Origin of the sequence: Paenibacillus faecis (assembly GCF_008084145.1) — a bacterium.
GTDB classification, from domain to species: domain Bacteria; phylum Bacillota; class Bacilli; order Paenibacillales; family Paenibacillaceae; genus Fontibacillus; species Fontibacillus faecis.
The window spans coordinates 573,482-594,488 of sequence record NZ_VSDO01000006.1; the positions used below are offsets into that span (position 1 = coordinate 573,482).

Annotated in this window: 16 protein-coding genes and 3 tRNA genes; 2 read left to right on the top strand and 17 right to left on the bottom strand. The window is 50.1% G+C overall.

All coding sequences use genetic code 11. From position 1 onward, the window contains the following. Window positions 1-82: 82 nt before the first annotated feature. The 5 genes from FRY98_RS27805 to FRY98_RS27825 form a co-directional block, all read right to left on the bottom strand. Window positions 83-937 carry a carbohydrate ABC transporter permease gene (locus FRY98_RS27805; protein WP_148457948.1) on the bottom strand — a complete coding sequence of 285 codons (855 nt, stop codon included), beginning with the start codon at window positions 935-937 and terminating at the stop codon, window positions 83-85. A 3-nt stretch (window positions 938-940) separates the two neighbouring features. After that, on the bottom strand, window positions 941-1,912 hold the full coding sequence (locus FRY98_RS27810) for a carbohydrate ABC transporter permease (protein WP_148457949.1): 972 nt from the start codon (window positions 1,910-1,912) through the stop codon (window positions 941-943). A 60-nt stretch (window positions 1,913-1,972) separates the two neighbouring features. Further along, window positions 1,973-3,388 carry an ABC transporter substrate-binding protein gene (locus FRY98_RS27815; protein WP_225039561.1) on the bottom strand — a complete coding sequence of 472 codons (1,416 nt, stop codon included), beginning with the start codon at window positions 3,386-3,388 and terminating at the stop codon, window positions 1,973-1,975. Between the two features lie 262 nt (window positions 3,389-3,650). After that, window positions 3,651-4,409: a carboxymuconolactone decarboxylase family protein gene (locus tag FRY98_RS27820; RefSeq protein ID WP_148457950.1), complete on the bottom strand. Its 759-nt coding sequence runs from the start codon at window positions 4,407-4,409 to the stop codon at window positions 3,651-3,653. A gap of 22 nt (window positions 4,410-4,431) precedes the next feature. Then, entirely contained in the window at window positions 4,432-5,406 is a 975-nt protein-coding gene (locus FRY98_RS27825; RefSeq protein ID WP_148457951.1) for an aldo/keto reductase, read from the bottom strand. A 193-nt stretch (window positions 5,407-5,599) separates the two neighbouring features. Here FRY98_RS27825 and FRY98_RS27830 point away from each other — a divergent pair, with 193 nt between their 5' ends. Beyond that, the gene (locus FRY98_RS27830; protein ID WP_148457952.1) at window positions 5,600-6,145 is read left to right on the top strand and encodes a TetR/AcrR family transcriptional regulator; all 546 of its coding nucleotides are present in this window, start codon (window positions 5,600-5,602) and stop codon (window positions 6,143-6,145) included. Between the two features lie 63 nt (window positions 6,146-6,208). On the opposite strand, the gene FRY98_RS27835 is transcribed toward FRY98_RS27830, so the two are convergent. Further along, window positions 6,209-7,378: an MFS transporter gene (locus tag FRY98_RS27835; protein WP_148457953.1), complete on the bottom strand. Its 1,170-nt coding sequence runs from the start codon at window positions 7,376-7,378 to the stop codon at window positions 6,209-6,211. Window positions 7,379-7,498: 120 nt separating this feature from the next. Then, window positions 7,499-7,915, bottom strand: coding sequence for a MerR family transcriptional regulator (locus FRY98_RS27840; RefSeq protein ID WP_148457954.1), 417 nt, complete (start codon window positions 7,913-7,915; stop codon window positions 7,499-7,501). 190 nt (window positions 7,916-8,105) lie between these two features. Between FRY98_RS27840 and FRY98_RS27845 the strand changes: the two genes are divergently transcribed. After that, window positions 8,106-9,146, top strand: a complete 1,041-nt coding sequence (locus tag FRY98_RS27845; protein WP_148457955.1) for an NAD(P)-dependent alcohol dehydrogenase — start codon at window positions 8,106-8,108, stop codon at window positions 9,144-9,146. A gap of 334 nt (window positions 9,147-9,480) precedes the next feature. Here the strand turns inward: FRY98_RS27845 and glmS are convergent, their stop codons facing one another. The 10 genes from glmS to FRY98_RS27895 all read right to left on the bottom strand — a co-directional run bounded on the left by glmS (window position 9,481) and on the right by FRY98_RS27895 (window position 20,991). Then, a complete protein-coding gene (gene glmS, locus FRY98_RS27850; protein WP_148457956.1) occupies window positions 9,481-11,313 on the bottom strand; it encodes a glutamine--fructose-6-phosphate transaminase (isomerizing) in 1,833 nt (610 codons plus the stop codon). A 659-nt stretch (window positions 11,314-11,972) separates the two neighbouring features. Continuing rightward, window positions 11,973-13,337: a phosphoglucosamine mutase gene (gene glmM, locus FRY98_RS27855; RefSeq protein WP_148457957.1), complete on the bottom strand. Its 1,365-nt coding sequence runs from the start codon at window positions 13,335-13,337 to the stop codon at window positions 11,973-11,975. A gap of 134 nt (window positions 13,338-13,471) precedes the next feature. Next, entirely contained in the window at window positions 13,472-14,950 is a 1,479-nt protein-coding gene (locus FRY98_RS27860; RefSeq protein WP_148457958.1) for a CdaR family protein, read from the bottom strand. After that, complete coding sequence (cdaA, locus tag FRY98_RS27865; RefSeq protein WP_148457959.1) at window positions 14,950-15,774, bottom strand: diadenylate cyclase CdaA; 825 nt, start codon at window positions 15,772-15,774, stop codon at window positions 14,950-14,952. The genes FRY98_RS27860 and cdaA overlap by 1 nt, the downstream gene beginning before the upstream one ends. A gap of 237 nt (window positions 15,775-16,011) precedes the next feature. Then, window positions 16,012-16,629 carry a zf-HC2 domain-containing protein gene (locus tag FRY98_RS27870; protein ID WP_148457960.1) on the bottom strand — a complete coding sequence of 206 codons (618 nt, stop codon included), beginning with the start codon at window positions 16,627-16,629 and terminating at the stop codon, window positions 16,012-16,014. A gap of 136 nt (window positions 16,630-16,765) precedes the next feature. Beyond that, entirely contained in the window at window positions 16,766-17,341 is a 576-nt protein-coding gene (gene sigW, locus FRY98_RS27875; RefSeq protein WP_211373383.1) for an RNA polymerase sigma factor SigW, read from the bottom strand. A gap of 253 nt (window positions 17,342-17,594) precedes the next feature. Continuing rightward, the gene (ppc, locus tag FRY98_RS27880) at window positions 17,595-20,390 is read right to left on the bottom strand and encodes a phosphoenolpyruvate carboxylase (RefSeq protein ID WP_148457961.1); all 2,796 of its coding nucleotides are present in this window, start codon (window positions 20,388-20,390) and stop codon (window positions 17,595-17,597) included. A gap of 330 nt (window positions 20,391-20,720) precedes the next feature. Further along, window positions 20,721-20,794, bottom strand: a tRNA-Gly gene (locus FRY98_RS27885). A gap of 9 nt (window positions 20,795-20,803) precedes the next feature. Continuing rightward, window positions 20,804-20,880, bottom strand: a tRNA-Pro gene (locus tag FRY98_RS27890). A 34-nt stretch (window positions 20,881-20,914) separates the two neighbouring features. Continuing rightward, a tRNA-Arg gene (locus FRY98_RS27895) sits at window positions 20,915-20,991 on the bottom strand. Window positions 20,992-21,007 lie beyond the last annotated feature (16 nt).

Genomic DNA, 21,007 nt, shown 5'->3' on the forward strand with positions numbered 1-21,007 from the left:
GCAGCCATAACATAATAAAAAGAGCGTAAACACAATGGTGTCTACACCCTTGTGCTTACGCCCCAGGTTTGCGCCTTACCGGCTATTCTTTAACTCCTCCAAGCGCTACGCCCGCGATAATATACCGGGATAACAGGAAGTAAACCACAAACAGAGGTAACGCCGTCAAGGCCAGCCCCATATAAATCGAGCCGAACTCCGTCTTGTAAATATCGCCGCGCAGCAAGCTGACCATGATCGGCATCGTATACTTCTCCTTCTGTGTCAGCAGAATCAACGGCATAAACAGGTTGTTCCAGTTGGCCACAAAAGCAAAAATGGCCTGCGTCGCCACAGCCGGCATCATCAGCGGAAGAATAATCCGGTTGAAGGTTTTGAATTCACCCGATCCGTCTACGCGCGCGGCTTCCACGATCTCCGGCGACAGCGTGGCGAGCAGGTATTGGCGCATGAAGAACACGACCGCCGGCGCTGCGATCGCAGGCAGAATCAGCGGAAGGAAGCTGTTTGTCCAATGCAGTTTATACATGAACTGATAGAAGCCGATGGCGCTTGCCTGGGAAGGAATCATCATTACGCACAGGATGAAGGTAAAGAACGGCTTGCGCAGCTTCCAGTTATAAGTGACCAGACCATAGGCCGCCAATGACGAAAAATAGACCGTTAAGAGGGTTGCCGAACTCGAGATAATCAATGAATTCAGAAACCCCTGTAGCGGGTCGAAGCTCTTATCGAGCAGGACCTGCAGGTTGCTCATAAAGTGGGTTGAAGGAAGCAGCGAGAGACCGCTTTGGATTTCCGCCGTAGAGCGGGTGGCGTTGACAAACATGATCCAAAACGGAAGGATGCTAAGCAGCGACAACAAAATACAGACGATATAAATGATCGTCCTGCTTATTTTTAGACCGGCGTTTCCGCCTCTCTGAACTTTTTCCATGGCTTATACCTCCATCTCGGTCGCAGCGTGAGCGGATTTTCTGTTCTTCTTTTCCGCTTTTTTCAATCTTGCCGCATCGCGGTCGCGCATCAGGTAGAACAGCAAGCCGGACAATATCGCCGCAATGACGAACAGAATCATACTCGCCGCCGCGGCGCGATTGTACATATAACTTCCCTTAAACGCTTGCCCGTAAATGAACATGGACGTGGTTAGCGTCGAGTTGTCCGGTCCGCCTTGAAGGAACAACTGCGGAATATCGAACATCGTCAACCCGCCGATCATTGACGTAATCAGCGTGTACAGCAGGATGGTGCGGAGGCTCGGCAGCGTAATGCGGAAGAAGGTTTGCCAGCCGTTGGCGCCGTCAATCGCCGCGGACTCGAACAGAGCCGGATTGATGCCCATAACGCCTGCAACCAGGATGATCATAGTGTTGCCGTACCACATCCAGAACTGGATGAACGCCACAATGCCCCGCGCCGTCGTCTTGTCCTGAAGAAAGAAAATCGGAGCGTCCGTCCACCCGAGTGATTGGAACAAACTGTTTATTGGCCCCATCGGATAGGCAAACAAGCTGCCGAAAAGCACCGCGATCGTACTCGCAGTAATGATGTTCGGCATATAAAGCAGAACCTTAAACGTCCCCTGTCCCCTGATGTTAAGGCGCTTGTTCGTGAACCATGCCGTGAGCAGGAGCGCCAGAACGATCTGGGGAATGAAGTTGACAACCCAGAGTAACCCCGTGTTGGTCAGGGACTTCCTGAACGAGGGGTTGTCAAAAAGGAGGTCTTTAAAGTTTTTAAAAGGGTCATCCAGCAAATGAATCGGTTTCGGTATTAACCCCTGCATATCCGTGAACCCGATGACCGCGGTATATAGAATCGGATACAGCGAGAAAATCAGAAACGCCAGGACGAACGGAAAGGTAAAGATATAGCCGTATTTCGAGTAATTCACACCTTTTCGGCGCATGCTCTCACCTCTTTAGTTGATATGAAGGGGCGGGATCATTTCCCGCCCCTTCGCTTCCTCTTATTCGCTCTCGATCCCGAGCTGGTCCTTGACTTGCTGCTTGAAGGTGGCGAGGGTTTCTTCGCGTGTTTTGTTGCCCGCGGTGTACTCGCGCACCTGATCACGCCAGAGCAGGTTAATCGACTCGTCATACTGGGTCAAGTTCTTACCCGAAGCATTGGCGTTGGCCGGAACGAACACTTCGAACATGTTCTGGCCGCCAAGCAGCGGAACTTCGCCATTGGATTTTTCCATCACAACGGAGGATGCGACGCTGTCCTTCGTGCCTTGCTCGCCTTCCTTCATCGTGCCGTTAGCCCAGTAATACTGAAGACCCGTTTCGGAGGTGTCGAGCGTTACCCATTTGATGAAATCCGCAACAGCCTGTTTCTTGGCGTCGTTCGTGGCAACATCTTTATTGGCGAGCAGCCATGTGCCGCCCCAGAAGAAGCCCGTCGGCGACTCCGTTACGGCCCAGTCGCCATTCGTGTCCTTCACTTGATCCTTCATCACATAGTTGATGAGCCAAGCGGGACCGAAGAAACCGAAGATGGGTTGCGCACCGGAGCCGGACATATCAGCGTACCATGATTCCTGCCAGTCTCTCGTATCGTTGTGATAGCCCTTGTCCTTCAGTTCCTTGGCCAGATCGAGGAACTCCTCACGCTTCGGATCGATGTGGAGCTTGCCGTCGACAATCCAGCCTTTATCGGAACTGTTCTCGATCGGGTGCCAGATATCGCCGTCGCCGGATATGATGCCGTACCCTTTGGCTTTCAGCTTTTCAGCAGCTTGGAAGAACTTCTCCCAGCCGGGCCCCACTTCGCTTTTGATCTTTGCAGGGTCGTCCGTTCCGAACACATCTTTGGCAATCGAGCGGCGATAGATAAAAGCACCACCGGTCGCTTGATACCCGAGAGCCTTCAATTGGCCTTCCTTGCTGCCGATATCCACGGAGTATTGGGCAATGCCCGCATCCTTCACCATCTGATCGTCCAGGCCAAGGTCCGCATAGTTGGCGGCATAGTCGGATGCGTCGCCTTGCGTGTACTTGAGGACGAACGCCGCTTCAGCGGCATAAATATCGGGAGCATCTTTGCCTCCGGCCGCGAGAGCCTGGTCGAGAGCGGGCTGGTAAGCGCCATCGGTGGTAGCGATCACCGTCGTTTTAAACTCCACATTCGCATCGGGATGGACTTCCAGGTACTTCTTGGTCATGTTCGGAATTTCATCCGTAAAGCTCCAGAGATTGATGGTGACTTTCTCGCCGTTGCCCTTTGTGGCCGTCTCTGCCGAGTTCGTGGATGGGGTTGAGCTGCCTGGATTTGAAGCATTCGGGTTTGTATTGTTTCCTCCGCACGCCGCGAGCACCGATATCATCAAAAGCGTGGCGGAGATTCCGGCTAAAACGCGTTTCATACCTTTCATACTTTTCATACTTGCTCCCCCTTTTTTTCGTTTCCCGATTTTTTGTAACCGCATACATATTATAAGTCCGACTGTCCCAGGTCATAAGGGAACGGCCATTGGGGAAAATTCCACTTTTTTTGGATTCGCTTTCTTTTCCACGAAATAGAACTTCCGGCTTCCGGAATGCCATCCGCCATTTACTATGCGCCCCGAAAATGAAGAAGGCCCCGCCCTTTATTTCAAAGGGGAGGCCTCAAGGCTACCGTTTCCGCATGTTACTTTCATTTCATCATCTACTTTCAGGAATGATTTCGTTCAAGCATTGGAGTGCATTCAGGGTTCTCGGAAAGCCCATATAAGGAAGGCAGTGAGTGATGGCGGCGATGAGCGTCTCCTTGTCATTACCGACATTCAGGTTGCCCTGGACATGCGCCTTGACTTGGTTTTCGGCACCGCCGAGTGCGCTTAGGATACATAGGGTAAGCAGCTCGCGCGTTTTCAAATCAAGACCGCCACGGGTATAAAAGTCGCCGAAACAAAAGGAGGAAAGATAGTCCTGGATATGCTTTTGATGGGATGGGGCATTCTCCCGTTTTTTTTCAATGACATCGCCAAAAATCTCTACCTGAACGGCAAGTCCCTTGTCAAACCGGTTATCTTCTTCAACCTGCTTTTGGCTTTCGAGCGGCAACCCGATATTTCTGTCTTTGAAAACCGCATTGATTTCTGTAATGGCATTCAGGGTTTTGGGAAATCCAAGGTATGGCGCGCATTGATAAATGGCTTCTTTAATTGCCACTGGCGTAAGTCCAACATTTAATGCGGCGTGGGTATGTGCCCCAAGCTGAGGCAGCGTTTGGTTCGTTGCAAGCACGACCAGCGTGATAAGCTCACGCTGTTTGTCGTCCAGATGACCTTGGTAAAAAACATCGCCAAAAATAAAGCGGGTCAGGATATCCTGAAGATCAGGATCTGTAGCGTATCCCGCCGGCACTCCGTCGCCGAACAGTTCTTTATACTTTTCTCGGCTCTTTTCGATTCGATTCATGACTCAGCCTCCTGATGTGAATTTAAACATGGCCGACGATCCGATGAGGTACATACGGCTCTTCCAAAAAGGCAATTTCCTCAGCCGTTAACTTCATGGAAAGAGCAGCTTTCGCGTCTTCGAGGTGGGATATTTTTGTAGCCCCCACAATGGGAGCGGTCACCGGTTCTTTGTGCAGAAGCCATGCAAGCGCGATATGAACCCGACGGACGCCATGTTTCTCCGCCAGATCCGCAACCCGGTCTACCACCAATTGATCCGCATCCGCTGTCGCATCATATTTTTGTTTTGCAATTTCATCCGTTTCGGCGCGGTGTGTCGTGGCCTCCCTCGCCAATCTTCCTCCTGCTAGCGGGCTATAAGGAATGACTCCGATTTTCTCTTCCTTACAAAGCGGCAGCATCTCCCGCTCTTCTTCGCGGTAAATGAGGTTTAAATGGTTCTGCATGGACACAAATCGGGTCCACCCGTTTTTTTCAGCTACATGCAGCGCTTTTTGAAACTGCCAAGCCCACATGGCGGAAGCGCCGATGTATCGTGCCTTCCCCGCCTTGACCACGTCGTGAAGGGCCTCCATCGTCTCTTCGATGGGCGTGTTATAGTCCCAACGATGAATTTGATACAAATCGACGTAGTCGGTTTTCAACCTTTTCAAGCTCTTGTCGATTTCGCTCATGATCGCTTTACGGGAAAGTCCGGCGCCGTTGGGTCCTTGATGCATACGTCCATGAACTTTCGTCGCAATAACAATTTCATCACGGTTCGCGTAGTCCTTTAATGCTGCCCCGACAATTTCCTCGCTTGTCCCTTCGGCATATACATTGGCTGTATCAAAAAAATTGATTCCAAGCTCCAAAGCTTTTTTGATGACCGGACGTGCCCGTTCTTCATCAAGGACCCATCGATGGTGCCCTTTCCGGGCGTCCCCGAAGCCCATGCAACCGAGACAAATCCGGGATACATCCAGGCCTGTATTTCCAAGTTTCATATAATCCATTCCCTTGTTCCTCCCTTTCTCGATTTTCCTGGTCAATGAGCCTCTTCATTAATGAACATTGATTGTTTATTCAACTCGTGTTTATAATTTTAAACAGAAACAATAAGGCTGCAATAAACAATTTTTCGTAATGTGTGGATTACTCAACACATTATTCATAATTGCCGATTATCGCAAAAGGAGGACTCCAAAAATGGCTAAAATGGATCGAAGAGTACTTAAATCTCAAGAAGCCATCAAGAAAGCAATTCTTGAACTGATGGCCGAAAAAAACTTCGATGACATTACCATCCGGGATATTTCCGATAGAGCCAATGTTAATCGAGGTACCGTTTATCTCCACTATATGGATAAATATGACTTGCTGGACAAGATTATCGAAGAACATATCAGCAATCTCCGCGAGCTTTGCCATTCCGCATCCGAGATGACTTTTAAAGAGGGCAATTATGTCTGGTTCGAATACTTTGCGGACAATCGATTGTTTTTCTCAACAATGCTAAACACGAAAAGCGCCGCTTATTTTCGCAGTCGCTTCCTTGATTTAGTCGTTCAGGAGTATAAGGTTGAAGTCGATGTAACCGAAGGGAAAAATCAAGGATTATATGAAGAGATCATTCTTCAATTTTTTGGGGCGGCGGTCGTCGGCGCAGTGGAATGGTGGTTCCGAAACGGGATGCCTCTCCCCCCTCGTGTTATGGCAGAACAAACCGGGATATTGTTAGATCGGAATCTTTAATCCCCATTCCAAATATTTTGAACAAATCCTCACCACGACTTCGTGATGAGGATTTTGTTTGTTTTAATCGGAAAGCTGTTCCGAAGGATCATGCCTATAGTACCTTAGCAAAATCGTTGCCAACCCTAGTATCAAGGATAAAATTCCCACCAGCACGACGTATTTTGCACCCATACCTGAAATAAATAACCCGCCTGCGGCCGCGCCAACCGTCGTTCCTATATTACAGGAGGTCAAAAATAAGCCGTTCGCAAAATCGGGAGCCTCGGGAGCCGAGGACGCCATCCAGAATTGATTGATATTCCCCCCTATTCCAGCCACGATACCCCATATGAAAGTCATGATTGCCATGGGTAAGGTAATCTCTCCAGCGAAGAATAGAATGAGGTATACGCCTCCCAATACAAAAGGAAACGCTATAACGGATTTCATCGCGCTATGGGCGAGCAGTTTCCCGGCGACCATGTTTCCGATGATATTTGCTCCGCCGTAGACGAATAACATGAAACTAATCATATTGGGAGACATATTCGTTACTGTTTCCAGATATTCGGCAAGGTAACTATAGACTCCAAAAACGGCGGCATTCAAGAAAATGACGGCTGCGATGGACAGCCAGGTCTTTGACTTTTTTAAGACGCGGAGTTGTGCTCCGTAAGATAGCTTTTCTTTAACAGGCATCGTCGGGACAAACAGGAATGTAACCAAAAATACAACGGCATTGATCACGGCAAAGAACGCCATCGCCATTTCAATGGAAGCTGCATTCGCGATAAAGCTGACAATCGGCACGCCGACGACCATCCCCGCCGACACCCCGATGAACACTTTGGAAACCGCTTTTGCGGCATCTTCCTTTCGAACCGAGGACGCGGCGACCGAAAAAGCCAACGAACAATAAATGGGATGAAAAAAGGCCGGGACGACACGGGCGATCAATGCAATCGTAAAGTTCGTCGTAAATATGGACATGATGTTCCCGATAAGGAAAACCCCGAGTACGAGCAACATCACCTTCTTGCGGTCCATTCCCGAGAACAATAACGGCAAAATCGGACCGGATATGGCAACGCCGAGCGCGAAAAGGCTCACCAGCAGCCCTGCTTGGGATACACTGACGTGATAGTGGTCCGCAAGGGAAGGCAATATCCCGATAACCCCCATCTCGGTATTTAAAATACCGAAAACCCCTATGGTCAAAATGAAAATCATTAAGTTATTCCGTCTAGCCAAAAAAACATCTCCTTCAATAGCATGTAGGAATGAGTATAAAGGATAGAGTTAACTCTAAGACAAGACAAAACCACCTGTCATTCTTCTGGAAGTTCGGAATGACCGGTGGTTTCATGGTTTCTAATGGGTAAAGGCGCTCCCTATATTATTGTTTTTATGAATATCCTCCGTTCCGGCCTCCAAGGCCGTTTTATAATAAAAGCATTTATGCTCGATGATTTCCATTGTTTTCTTCAGTTCTTCCATCTGCGCTTCCACAGTAGCTTTCCGTTCCATAAACATGTCGAATCTTTGCTGTAAGGTGGCATCCCCTTCCGAGCACCAATCGATAAAATTTTTGATTTCCTTGATTGGCATCCCGGTGGATTTCAGGCATTCAATCACTTTTAAAGCTTCGATATCGAATTCTTTAAACAATCGCGTTCCGCTGGAGGTCCGTTCCACAAACGGCATCAGTCCCTCCTTGTCGTAGTAACGCAAGGTATATGGCGTAAGATTCAATGCTTTGGCAACTTCGCTGATCGAATAGGTCTTCATCGCGGGCGGGTCTCCTGTTCTATATAGTTTAGACTTCGAGTTAACTCTATGAGACTCGGGAATCTTATCACGTTTTTTTGCAGGATGTCAAAATCGCAAGAACGCTTGACTTAGAGTTAACTATAAGGTTTACCATAGTTTTTGCTAATCGAATTATCTCGATAATTATAAACTACAGGAGGTTTTTTATATGATAACGGCTAAAGCACGAGCTGTCGACGGTCCGGACCAACCGTTTCGCGCCGCAGAAATTCAACGGCGGGATCTGGATGCGCATGACGTCCTGATTGAAATTAAATATGCAGGCATATGCCACTCCGATATCCACACGGCTCACGGCGAATGGGGACCGGTAAACTATCCCCTGGTCCCTGGACATGAGATTGCAGGTATCGTTACGGCTGTAGGACCTGACGTCACCAAATACAAGATCGGTGATCGGGTGGGAGTAGGATGTATGGTCGACTCCTGCGGCGAATGCGAGAATTGCCGAAAAGGGGAAGAACAATACTGTCTGAAAGGTAATGTTCCCACCTATGCCGGCGTCGATAAATACGGCGAACCCACGCAAGGCGGATACTCTACGCATATTGTCGTGACCGAGAATTTTGTGGTCAGCATTCCCGATAGCATTGCGCTTGACGCGGCCGCTCCGCTACTTTGCGCAGGGATCACGACGTATTCACCGCTAAATCACTGGGGAGCCGGTCCAGGCAAAAAAGTAGCGGTTGTGGGAATGGGCGGTCTAGGCCATATGGCTGTCCAAATCGCTCATGCCATGGGCGCCGAGGTTACGGTTCTATCCCAAACCTTGAGTAAAAAGGACGACGGGTTACAGTTAGGGGCAGACCACTACTATGCCACAAACGATCCGGAAACCTTCGGAAAGCTTGCCGGAACTTTCGACTTAATTATTAACACAGTAAGCGCCAGTATCGATATGGATGCTTATTTCTCCTTGCTCACGCTTGACGGAACTTTAGTGAACGTCGGAGCCCCTGGGGAGCCGTTGTCCCTCAATGTGATGTCCCTCATCGGACATCGCCGTTCATTTGCCGGTTCCATGATCGGCGGCATCCGGGAGACGCAAGAAATGCTCGATTTCTGCGCGGAACACCGTATTGTTCCCCGGATCGAAGTGATCTCCGCCGACCAGATTGATGAAGCCTACAAACGAGTGTTGGCTTCCGATGTGAAATATCGATTCGTGATCGATACGAGCACCATGTAAGTGATATAACCGCATCCTCCTATAAGGAGTTCAAAATTTTACAATTCCTCAAAGAGGTAGATTTAAAATTAACCAAAACAAGAAGTGGTCTTTAGAAGGACCACTTTTTTTATATTAGTGGGATATCGTTATGTCGACCCCCTATACTCTCTAAAAAGTTATATAACGCTATACAAAAGCACGGTTTAAAAGCTGTTCTGAAGCTACCTTAACACATCCCTTTAGACTTATAAATGTCATTAAAACGACAAAGGAGCTCAGGTTATTCACCTGAGCTCCTTTGATTGCATAACTAAGTTTATTGCATTAATCCTCTTTTTACGACTTCTAACGCTTACTCCACCGTCACACTCTTCGCCAGGTTACGCGGCTTGTCGACATCGTTGCCGCGGGCCAGGGAAGCGTAGTATGCCAGAAGCTGCAGCGGCACCACGGAAAGGGCCGGTGTCAACAGCGGCAGCGTCTTCGGAATGGCGAAGGCTTGATCGACGGACTTCAGCAAGCCGGCGACATGCTCTTCGTGCGTGATCGCCATGACATCGGCACCGCGCGCTTTTACTTCCTTGATGTTGCTGACGGTTTTTTCGAGGACAGATTCTTGAGTCGCCAGAGCGATGACCGGAATTCCCTCTTCAATCAGCGCCAGCGTACCATGCTTCAGCTCACCGGCCGCATAGGCTTCGGAGTGAATGTAGGAAATCTCTTTCAGCTTGAGCGAACCTTCTTGAGCGACGGCATAATCCAGACCGCGTCCGATAAAGAACAGGTGCTCATGCGTGGAAATTTGTTCGGCGTAGGCTTTGATCGCATCCGAGTTCTCCAGCATGCTCTCCACTTGCTCAGGCAGCGCCTGCATAGCGGCGACAATATGCGCCACTTCCTCTTCCGTTTGCGTACCGCGAGCTTGTGCCATGTAAAGGGCGAACAGGTAGAACGCGATTAACTGGGAAGTATACGCTTTGGTCGAAGCCACGGCGATTTCCGGACCGGCCAGCGTCGCGATCACATCGTCCGCGTCGCGGGCGATCGAACTGCCGACCACGTTGGTGATCGCCAGGACATGAGCGCCGTTGGCGTGCGCTTCACGCAAGGCTGCCAGCGTATCCGCCGTTTCACCGGACTGGCTCACGACAATGACCAGCGTTTCCGGCGTGATCAATGGCGAACGATAGCGATATTCGGAAGCTACGTCAAACGAAACCGGAATACGAACCAGACGCTCAATCGCGGCGCCGCCGACGAGACCGGCATGATAAGCCGTTCCGCACGCAATCACATGAATGCTATTGATGGAGCGGATTTTTTCATCGGACAGATTCAGACCAGGGAATACAACCTTGCGTCCGCTTTCGTCGATCCGGCCCAGCATCGTGTTCCGGTAAGCATTCGGCTGCTCATGGATTTCCTTCAGCATGAAATGGTCATATCCGCCTTTTTCTGCGGTGACGGCATCCCAATCGACAGAAATCATTTCCCGAGAAATAAAATTCCCCTCAATGGTCATCAATTCGACAGCGTCTTCGGTCAATACGGCCATTTCCCCGTCATTCAAAATATACACATTCCGCGTATAGTTCAGAATTGCCGGGATATCGGAACCGATAAAGTTCTCCCCTTCGCCCAGACCGATGATCAACGGGCTCGCTTGACGTACGGCTACCAGCTTATTCGGCTCGTACTCCGTTAATACACCCAGAGCAAAAGCGCCGCGCATATAGCTGATCGCTTTCTGAACCGCTTTGACGATATCTCCCTCGTATTCGCGAGCCACGAGATGGGAAATGACTTCCGTGTCCGTTTCCGAAACGAACTCATAACCTTGGGAAATCAGTTCTTCTTTCAGTTCCAGGTAGTTTTCGACAATGCCGTTATGCACGACCGAGAACTTCTGGCTATGGTCGGTATGCGGATGCGAATTGACATCCGACGGTTTGCCGTGAGTTGCCCAACGGGTATGGCCGATACCGGCGGTCCCTACCAAAGGAGCCCCTTCCAGCTTGGACTCGAGGTTAGCCAGGCGGCCGATCGATTTGGCGATTTGCAATCCGTTCTGCGTAAACACCGCAATCCCCGCCGAATCATACCCGCGGTACTCCAGCTTCTTCAGTCCTTCCAGCAAAACCGTCTGCGTGTCTCTCTTCCCGATATATCCAACGATACCACACATAATATATATATCCTCCGTTTCATCTCACCCGAATTTTTTAGGGCAGGAGAAAACAAGCGGAGAGATAAGCGCGGCTCCACAGAGAAAGAACTATTCAATTTTTTGAAAAATCAGAAAAGTTACACGTAACAATGCCTATTTTCATGAATGTCCATGCTTCTCCGTTCACCGCGATATTTCCGCGTCTCCTGCAAACACTCATGAATAAACGACTCCACTGATCCACATCGGGATCTTAACATCGGCCCGTAAGGTTTGTCAGAACGGTCGCCCATTCCTTTTGCCCTTGCGGTCACGGTGCGATGTATCACCGGGAGGCCCCCGCCGAACAACTCGAACACCTCCACCTCGTCAGCTTCCCTTTGCCGATTCGTCCTGAATTCCGGAATCCATCCACTTATGAACAACTTGCTTGTTCACTGCTTCCGAAAGGACTTTCTCGCGCGAAATGAAGCTCTGGCGCTTTCACTTCCGATAACCTCACTACCCTCGCTTTCTTTTCTTGAATATGCTTATTATATGCATCCTTGAGACATTTGGCAATGATCATGTTGTCCTGATTACCCTGACCCGCCCTTTTCCGGCTTTACCCAGATAAAAAGCCGTTGAAACTGGAATTTTCCAGTGCCAACGGCTTATTTTTGAAATTATGCAAAAAGTCACAAAACAACCGATTCATCCTTGTTGGACAGTTCCTTCTCCACGACGGAAGCGATTTGGGCCACGAGCTGCTCGAGTTCCGCCTTCTCAGGGCCTTCCGCCATCACGCGGATCAGCGACTCCGTACCCGATGGACGTACCAGGACCCGGCCGTTGTCGCCCAACTGCCGCTCGACGCTGGCAATCGCCTCTTCAATCGCCGTATTGCCGGCAAAACGGCTCTTATCCTGCACGCGCACATTCACGAGCACTTGCGGATACTGCTTCATTACTTTTTTCAACTCGCTGAGCGGTTTACCGGCCGCCTTCATCGTGTCGACCAATTGAATCGCCGTCAGAATGCCGTCGCCCGTCGTATTGTAATCCAGGAAAATGACGTGGCCGGACTGTTCTCCCCCCAGGTTATAGCCGCCACGGATCATCTCAGCCATGACGTAACGGTCGCCGACAGCCGTCTGCTGCGTATTCAACGCCAGTTTGGCCGTGGCTTTGTAGAAACCGAAATTGCTCATCACCGTGGAGACGATGGTGCTGTCCTTCAGCTTGCCCGCCCGGTTCATCGCATCGCCGCAAATGCAGAGGATGTAGTCGCCGTCGACTTCCTCACCCTTTTCGTCGATGGCGATCAAACGGTCCGCATCTCCGTCAAAAGCGAGCCCCAAATCGGCCCCCAACCGGACTACTTCCTCTTTGAGCTTCTCCGGGTGCGTGGATCCGCAATGGTCGTTAATATTCAAGCCGTTGGGCTCCGCCCCGATCGTGTGGATTTCGGCGCCGAGTTCACGGAACAATTTGGGTGCCAGCTCATAAGCGGCCCCGTTGGCGCAATCCAGTACGATTTTCAGCCCTTCGAACGAGGTGCCGATCGTCGTTTTCAAGTGTGCCAAATAGTCAAACTTGGATTCATTATCTACCGTGACTGTTCCCAAACCTCCGCCAATCGGACGCGGAAGCTCGTCTACTTCTTTATCCATCAATTCTTCGATCCGCAATTCGGTCTCATCGGAAAGCTTGAAGCCGTCGCTGCCGAAGAACTTAATCCCGTTATCCTCTACCGGATTGTGCGAAGCCGAAATCATGACGCCGGCGTCCGCCTTCAGCAATCTTGTCAAATAAGCCACCGCAGGCGTAGTAACGACACCCAGGCGAATAACATCCGCGCCAATGGAAAGCATGCCGGCCACAAGTGCGGATTCAAGCATGACCCCGGAGATCCGGGTGTCCATCCCGATCACGACTTTTGGCTTCGGCACTTGACCTGCCAGCACATAACCCCCGCAGCGCCCGATTTGATAGGCCATCTCCGCGGTTAATTCCTTGTTTGCGATTCCTCTTACTCCATCCGTGCCAAAATATTTGCCCATGATTTCACTCCTTCGACTTGTTCTGAAGCTTCGCATCATTTCTCTTGATATAGCGGCAGCTTCATGGTTTTTCTCATCCCGTGAGTTCTTTATTTCTGCCTGATGTTTTTAGTTTCAAAATGGCCTTGCGCATGTTAAGAGTCCGCTTCCGTTTTATCCCCGTTTTGACTGATTCCTGCGTTTCCTGAGCTCCCTGCGTTCCCGGAGTTCCCCGGAGTTCCGGTATTCCCCGTTTCGCCGCTGCTTCCGTTAGTTCCGCCCGGATTTCCCGCGCCGCCGCCCGAACTGTTCTGTCCCGGCTGCTCCTCCGCAGGAGGCGGAGTCTCGGGGGTCTCCGAATCCGGAGACTTCTCCTCTTCGGGCGTTGTCGTTGCGGGCTTTCCTTTCGGCAACAGCTCGATTTTGGCCGTTAGCGATTTGCCCGGTTCCGACAACTGCACAAACTGCGGCAGCTTGACGATGACGGGTACCGTATGGATCCCCTGGCCCAGCCCGGAAAGATCGGCCGTCGCCGTGAGATCCTCGGCGGTTAGCTTATTCAGCAGTTCCTTCGCTCCGTAAACCGTCAGCGAGACTTTCGCGTTGGCCGGCTGAAGGAACTTCTCCGTGAGCGTATCGTTTACGTTCAACAGGGTGATCGGTACGTTCTCAAGCAGTCGCTGCCCGGCAGGTTCAATTTTGACGGTGACCTCAACAGAGCTCGGCTCGATTTTCTCAAAACCGTCTGGAGGAGTCAAGTCCACCTTGTACCTGGTCTCCGTTGTGCCTTGAAATTGGCTCAAATCTACTGTAACCGGATAGGAAGAAATGCCCTCAAGCATTTCTTTCGACCCATAAATCGCAACCCCTTCCACATTGGCATTCACACTGGCCAGGACATAACCGGCAGGCAGCTCCCCGATTTCCTTTATTTCCAGAGGTACATTCTTGTAAAGCTTGTTAATCGGCACGCTCACGTCCACGGAGTCCGGAGTTAATTCCGCGTTCTTCATCACATTCCCCTGTTTATCATATGCATTGAGCTTGACGCTTTTGCCTTTTAAAGGAGCCGTGAGCCCGCCCACATCCACCGTGCCTTGCACCTTCTGGAGCTCGCCGATTTCGCTCTCCGGCAACGTCACCCGGACTGTACCGGCCCCTTCGACAACCGGAATGCCGGCCTGCATGCCTTCGCCCGGGCTTCCTTTGGTTACGATGGTCACCGGGACTTCCTTGGTTTGCTTGGCTTCGATCGTTACTTTAATAATAGAAGGCTCCATGGACACCAGCTCCACGCCGGGAGGAAGCTCATGGGTCAATGGGAGGGTAATGGTCCCCGGTCCTATATCCTTCAAATTCAACTTCACTTTATAATCGGAAAAATTGGTGGTTAAGTCCGTCCGTTTCCCCCTGACCTCCAGCCTGACTTTGTCGGGCTCCAGATCGTACAGCACATATTTCTCACTGTCGAAGCCGGTCACCTGAATCTTCACATTGTCGATCACCTTGGAATTGATTACGGTGGTCGGAGCCACCGGTGTTCCGCTGTCGATGTGAACCATAGCCCATAGAATTACGCTGATAATGAGGGCGAGCACCTTGGCGAAATTGTTATGGTTTATCCACTTATCCATTACTTTACGGCCTCCTTCTTCTTCCAGAAGGGCTTGCGCTTCTCTTTCTGTCCCGAATTCGGACCGAGCTCCTCATAAAGTTTGGAAATAAGCGATTCCTCATTGATATCCCGGACCACTTGTCCCTCGATGGCCAAAGAGATCTGTCCGGTTTCTTCGGACACGACGATCGAAATACCGTCGCCTACTTCGCTGATCCCGATGGCCGCACGGTGTCTGGTTCCCAGCTCCTTGCTGATAAACGGGTTTTCCGACAAGGGCAGGTAACAGGCCGCGGCCGCGATGCGGTGTCCTTGAATAATGACGGCACCGTCATGAAGCGGCGTATTCGGAATAAAGATATTGATCAAGAGCTCGGAGGAGATCACCGATTGGATTTTAATGCCCGACTCGGTGTACTCGTTCAATCCCGTGTTTCGCTCAAATACAATTAATGCCCCGATTTTTCTACGGGATAAAAAATTTATGGCCTTAATGATCTCGCCGATTTGCTTTCCGAACTCTTCCTCATCCGCGGTGCTGCGTCCAAATAGTTTGCCGCGACCCAACTGCTCCAAAGCCCGTCTAAGCTCCGGCTGGAAGATGATGAAGATGGCCAGAACCCCGAACGTAAACATTTGATTCATGAGCCACTTCAACGTATACAAATCAAACCAGGTGCTCACTGCCCATATAACGACAAGGACTAAAATCCCTTTGAGCAGCTGAATCGCCCTGGTTCCCCGTACCAATAAAATCAAGTGATATATTATATAGGTAACGATCAGTATATCGATAATATCCTTGATATAATCCTGCCACGTTAAGTTTGCAAAATAATCCATGGTGCAACCCCCAAAAAGTCTCCGTTTGACGAACTCGCCAAATAAGAAACGTTTATGTACATCCCTTTGTTACCTTGTCTATATATGTTCCCCTTAACTTCTAGGTTATAACGTTCCTTTAGCAGATGCAAGCGCCCGATAAAATTAGAATGTTTCGTCACTACAAGAAATTTTTTCCTAAAGTTAAAAAAACAAACGGCCCTTCCCTTAAGGGAGGCGCCGCTTGCGTCCTTACCGCTATTTATAAGCGACTTCCGTAAACAGATTGGTAATTCTGTACCATATCCAATCCAGAGCCTGGTCTATGCTCTTGACCTCTCCGGCAATGTGCGCCGTGGAGGCTTGGTAATAAGAACCGTCAATTACCGTTAAATTGCCCTGCACATCCCCGTATATCTCCGCTTTACCGTTCTCTACCGTCAAATTCCCCGCAACGGTCGAACCGCTAGGTACGGTAACCGTATCTCCGTGAATAATGACTTGGTCCAGATCCGCGGTCTTCACCACCAGCTGATCATCGCTCTCCCACAACGAGATCGCGCTGAAAAGCATCACTACCAGGAATATGGCCGCAGACGTCAAAGCCGGGTGCCGGCGGATCCAGCCGATCCAGGCCGCTTGTTTTCGCTGCTTCGGAATCTTGCCCATGATCCGGTCGACGAGTTCATCCGATGCGGAAAGAGCGTTGTGTCTGAGGGTTGCAAACAACATCATATCGGTTTGCTCCAGTTCGTGAAACCGTGCGCTGCACGCGGAACACCCTGCGAGATGCCCTTTCAGCTTCAAGGCCTGTTCCTGCGGTAAATCGTCGTCCAGATATTCATGTATCATGGAAGAGGCTTGTTTGCAATCCATATCCGCCAATCCTTTCAGTTCAATCTATGGATAACCAATACTCTCTATTGGCATAGTCGTCCTATCTTAAATTACGTTCCACCGAACAAAGCGTTTCATAAAAAATTGCGCGGCAAAATGGAAAATACTTGTCCGATTAATTCATTTTGTGCTCGAGTTTTTTCCGCAGAAATTCACGTCCCCGGTGAACACGGGTTTTTACCGTTGTCACCGGCATGTCCAACACGTCCCCGATTTCCTGCAGCGACAGATCCTGCAAATAGCGCAGCACAATAACCGACTTATATTTCGCGGGCAGGCCTTCGATCGCCTGGTGAATCATCTGCTGCGTCTCGGACAGCAAATACTCCGATTCCGGCGTTCTTTCGTCTCCGGGAATCAAGGTATAGCCGTCCATCCCCTCCTGATCGTTTACCTCAGCGTCCAGATAATAGCTGGGCTTTCTTTTGCGTAATCGATCGATACAGAGGTTCGTTGCAATCCGGTAAATCCATGTGGAGAATTTCTGTTTGTCGTCGTATCGGTGAAAATTTTTATAAACGCGAAGAAAAGCCTCCTGAACGATGTCCTCGGCTTCGTGCCGATTGGACAACATCCGGTATGCCAGATGAAAAATCTTATCCTTATATAAATCAACGAGCTCGGCAAAAGCACCCTGATCCCCTTTACGGGCCAGCTTCACCAGTCTCGCTTCAAAATGGTCCACCACCATATGTTCCCCCAAATCCTTGGATGGGCGTAATCGGGACACCTGTTAATCCGGCCTTCCGTTTCCCGAGCCCTCTAACGTAACTCCGGCCGTCGGCACTTCATTCAAATGTTAATTCAACTCTATGTAAATTGCAATACCATTCCCGCATCTCGCGATTATCAAAATTCCCGGATATAAAACAAGCCGGTACCTTCTCCTTAAGGAGAGGACCGACTTGTTTGTGGCTTATATGGTCACGTGAACATGCAGCGAATCAACCCGTATTCCGAAGCCCGGCAGCGATGCCGTTAATGGTAAGGAGTACTTCACGCAGCAAAACCGGGTCGTCCTGCCCCGCTTCGCGGATGGCCCGCAATTCAAGAAGCAGCTGTACTTGCAGATAGCTTAGCGGGTCCACATACGGATTCCGCTGTTTGATGGATTCCTGAAGCCCCGGGTTGGTGTCCAAAATTTCCGTTACCCCGGTAATCTTCAGAATCATCTCCTTGGTAAGCAAGAATTCCTGTTCTATCTGCCCGAGAATCCGTTCCTTCGCTTCCGCGTCGTTGCACATCTTGGCATATTCCTTGGCGATCACGAGATCCGCCTTGATTAGGGCAAATTGCAGCGTGTCGATCAAGGATTTAAAGAACGTGGAATTCTGGTACATTTCTTGAAGCACTTTCAGGTTCTCTTCTTTGCCTTGGTAATACGTGTATAAGCCCGTTCCCGCAGCGTACCAGGCCGGGAACAAGTACCGGCTCTGCGTCCAAGCGAAGACCCACGGGATCGCCCGTAAATCTTCAAAGCGGTCGCTATTTTTACGTTTGGATGGTCTGGAGCCGATATTCAGTTCGCCGACTTCCCCAAGCGGTGTCGATTCTTTGAAGAATTTAAGGAAGTCCGGCTCACGGAATACCAAATCCTGATACTTTTTAAGCGATATTTCCGAGATTCCGGCGATAATCTCGTCCCACTTGTCCTCTTCCGGATTGTGGTTTGTCCGCAGCTTAGCCTGAATCGCCGAAGTAATCAGCGCCGATGTGGCGGTTTCCAGACTGCGGTAGGCGATGCCTTTTAACGAGTAACGGGAGGAGATCACTTCGCCCTGCTCGGTGATTTTGATGCCTCCGCCGATCGTTTCGGGAGGTTGTACCAGAATGCTGCGGTTCAATGGCATACCGCCGCGTCCGAGCGCGCCGCCCCGGCCATGGAAGAATTTCAGCTTCACGCCGAATTCTTTGGCCGCTGCCGTAATCTGTTTCAAAGCGACCCGAAGCTCCCAGTTCGCGGTGACTACGCCGCCGTCTTTGTTGCTGTCGGAGTAGCCCAGCATAATTTCCTGCAAGTCGTTCATAGCCGATACGGATTGGCGATAGATCGGCATATTGAACAGGCGGCGCATGATGCCCGGTGCTGCATGCAGATCATCAATCGTTTCAAAGAGCGGGACGGATTGCAGTGTGCATACGACCGTTCCGTCGGCTTCTTTACGGAAAAGGCCGACTTCCTTCGCGAAGACCATAACCTCCAGAATGTCGCTCGCCGCTTCGGTCATACTAATCAGGTAGCTCGTGATACAATGCTTCCCGAACTCTTTTTGCGCCTGAAAAACGGTCCGGTATACATTCAAGCACTCTGTCGTGCTTTCGCTGTATTCCTGGTAAGGCGAGGTAAGCGGGCGTGGATCGTTTAATAGACGTTCCAGCAGTGCTACCTTCTCATCTTCATTCAGCTCCGCATAGTTGCTGACAATATTCATGTTCGCCAAAACTTCCGTCATGGCGTTCTCGTGTTCCTTGCTATGCTGACGTATATCCAAGGTAGCGGTATGGAACCCGAAGAGTTCCACCATACGGATCAGTTTCTTGATGTGCGTATCCGCAACATAGTCCGCGTAATGGTGGCGCAAGCTGCGGTCAATAATTTTCAGATCTTCGATCAAGCCGTTCACATCGGCGTAACGCTCGGAAGTGTCTTTCTTCGAATCGTCCAGTACGTTATGAAGCTTCTCTGTCATGTAGGTAAGCTTGATGCGATACGGTTCCTTCTCATTGTTCCACTGCGGCGTTTTCTTCAGGGTGACTTGCAGGCGGTCTCTTTGAATCGATGCAAGCAGTTCATCCGTTACGTCGACAATCGTTGTGCTGAAGCTGAGGTACTTGAACAGCTCGGACAATTGACCTTGATACTCGCGAATCGCGAGCTTGCGCTGCATTCTCAGCGTCTCCCAAGTTACGTTGGCCGTTACGGACGGATTGCCGTCGCGGTCGCCACCGATCCATGAACCGAAGCGCAGGTACGTGGGAACGTGCCACAAGTGCTCCGGATAATACTTCGAGAGGCAGCGCTCCAGTTCTTGATAAACCTCGGGCAGGACATGAAATAATGTTTCGTGAAAATAGTACATCCCATTCCGCACTTCATCCAGCACGGTCGGTTTACGGTCACGCAGCTCGTCGGTTTGCCAAAGGGTAATAACCTCGTTTAGAAGCTTCTCCCTTAGCTGCTCGCGCTCACGGAAAGTCAAGGTCGGGTTATCGAGCTGCATCACATCGTCGGCAATTCGCTTATGAATATCCAAGATTGCACGGCGCATCGCTTCTGTCGGATGAGCTGTCATGACCAGCTCCAGGGACATGCCCTCCAAAATTTCCTGCGCCTCACTAAAGGAAAAGCCCTGCTCTTTCAAATCTTTGACTGCGGCTTCGATGGAGCCGGTTTGTACCGCTTCACCCGCGGAACGTTCATAATCCCGTTTCCGACGAATCCGATGGTTCTGTTCAGCAATGTTTACCAATTGAAAATAAATGGCGAATGCTCGGATTACTTGGTGTCGGATTTCCGGCTCGAGGGAATTGATCATTCCCTTGAACTCTTCATGGAGTTCCGGCAAAAACACGGCACGCAATGATTTACTGGCTTCACGAATCTTCTCGACAATATCCAAGAGTTCATTGCCGCCCTGATGAACCAGGACCTCTCCTAGAATATTGCCCAAAAAACGTATATCGCGCCGAAGAAGGTTATTGGTGTTCGATTTGCCGGCTGCTACCGTTAATTCCGTCATATTTCTCCCCCATTTCATCCCTATTCCGTCTCTAAAAGCTTTCCTACCATAATACAATAAACTTCCCTGAAAATCTTCACTTTATTTGTAAGGAATTTAAAGGAAAGCGGAAGAGCCTTGCCGAGTACATGCCGCAGCTCCCGATTGAAGTGAACCAAAGAAGATGACGCCTGGCATCCTATTTGGCGAAATGGATAGGTAACATTGAGCTTACCCCGAGTGATAACCCTCTAATTACCCTAACACGGTGAAGCAGTAAAATTCAAGATTAAAAAAAACTCCGCTTATAACAAAAAACATCATCGAACGGATGATGTTACTGTCATAAAGTGGAGCGGGTGATGGGAATCGAACCCACGCTACCAGCTTGGAAGGCTGGAGTTCTACCATTGAACTACACCCGCACCTTATAATGGTCGGGACGACACGATTCGAACATGCGACCCCCTGGTCCCAAACCAGGTGCTCTACCAAGCTGAGCTACGTCCCGTAATAAGATGGTTACCCATTATGAAATTGAAAAGTGGCGCGCCCTAAGAGATTCGAACTCCTGACCTTTTGATTCGTAGTCAAACGCTCTATCCAGCTGAGCTAAGGGCGCGTATTATGGAGCGGAC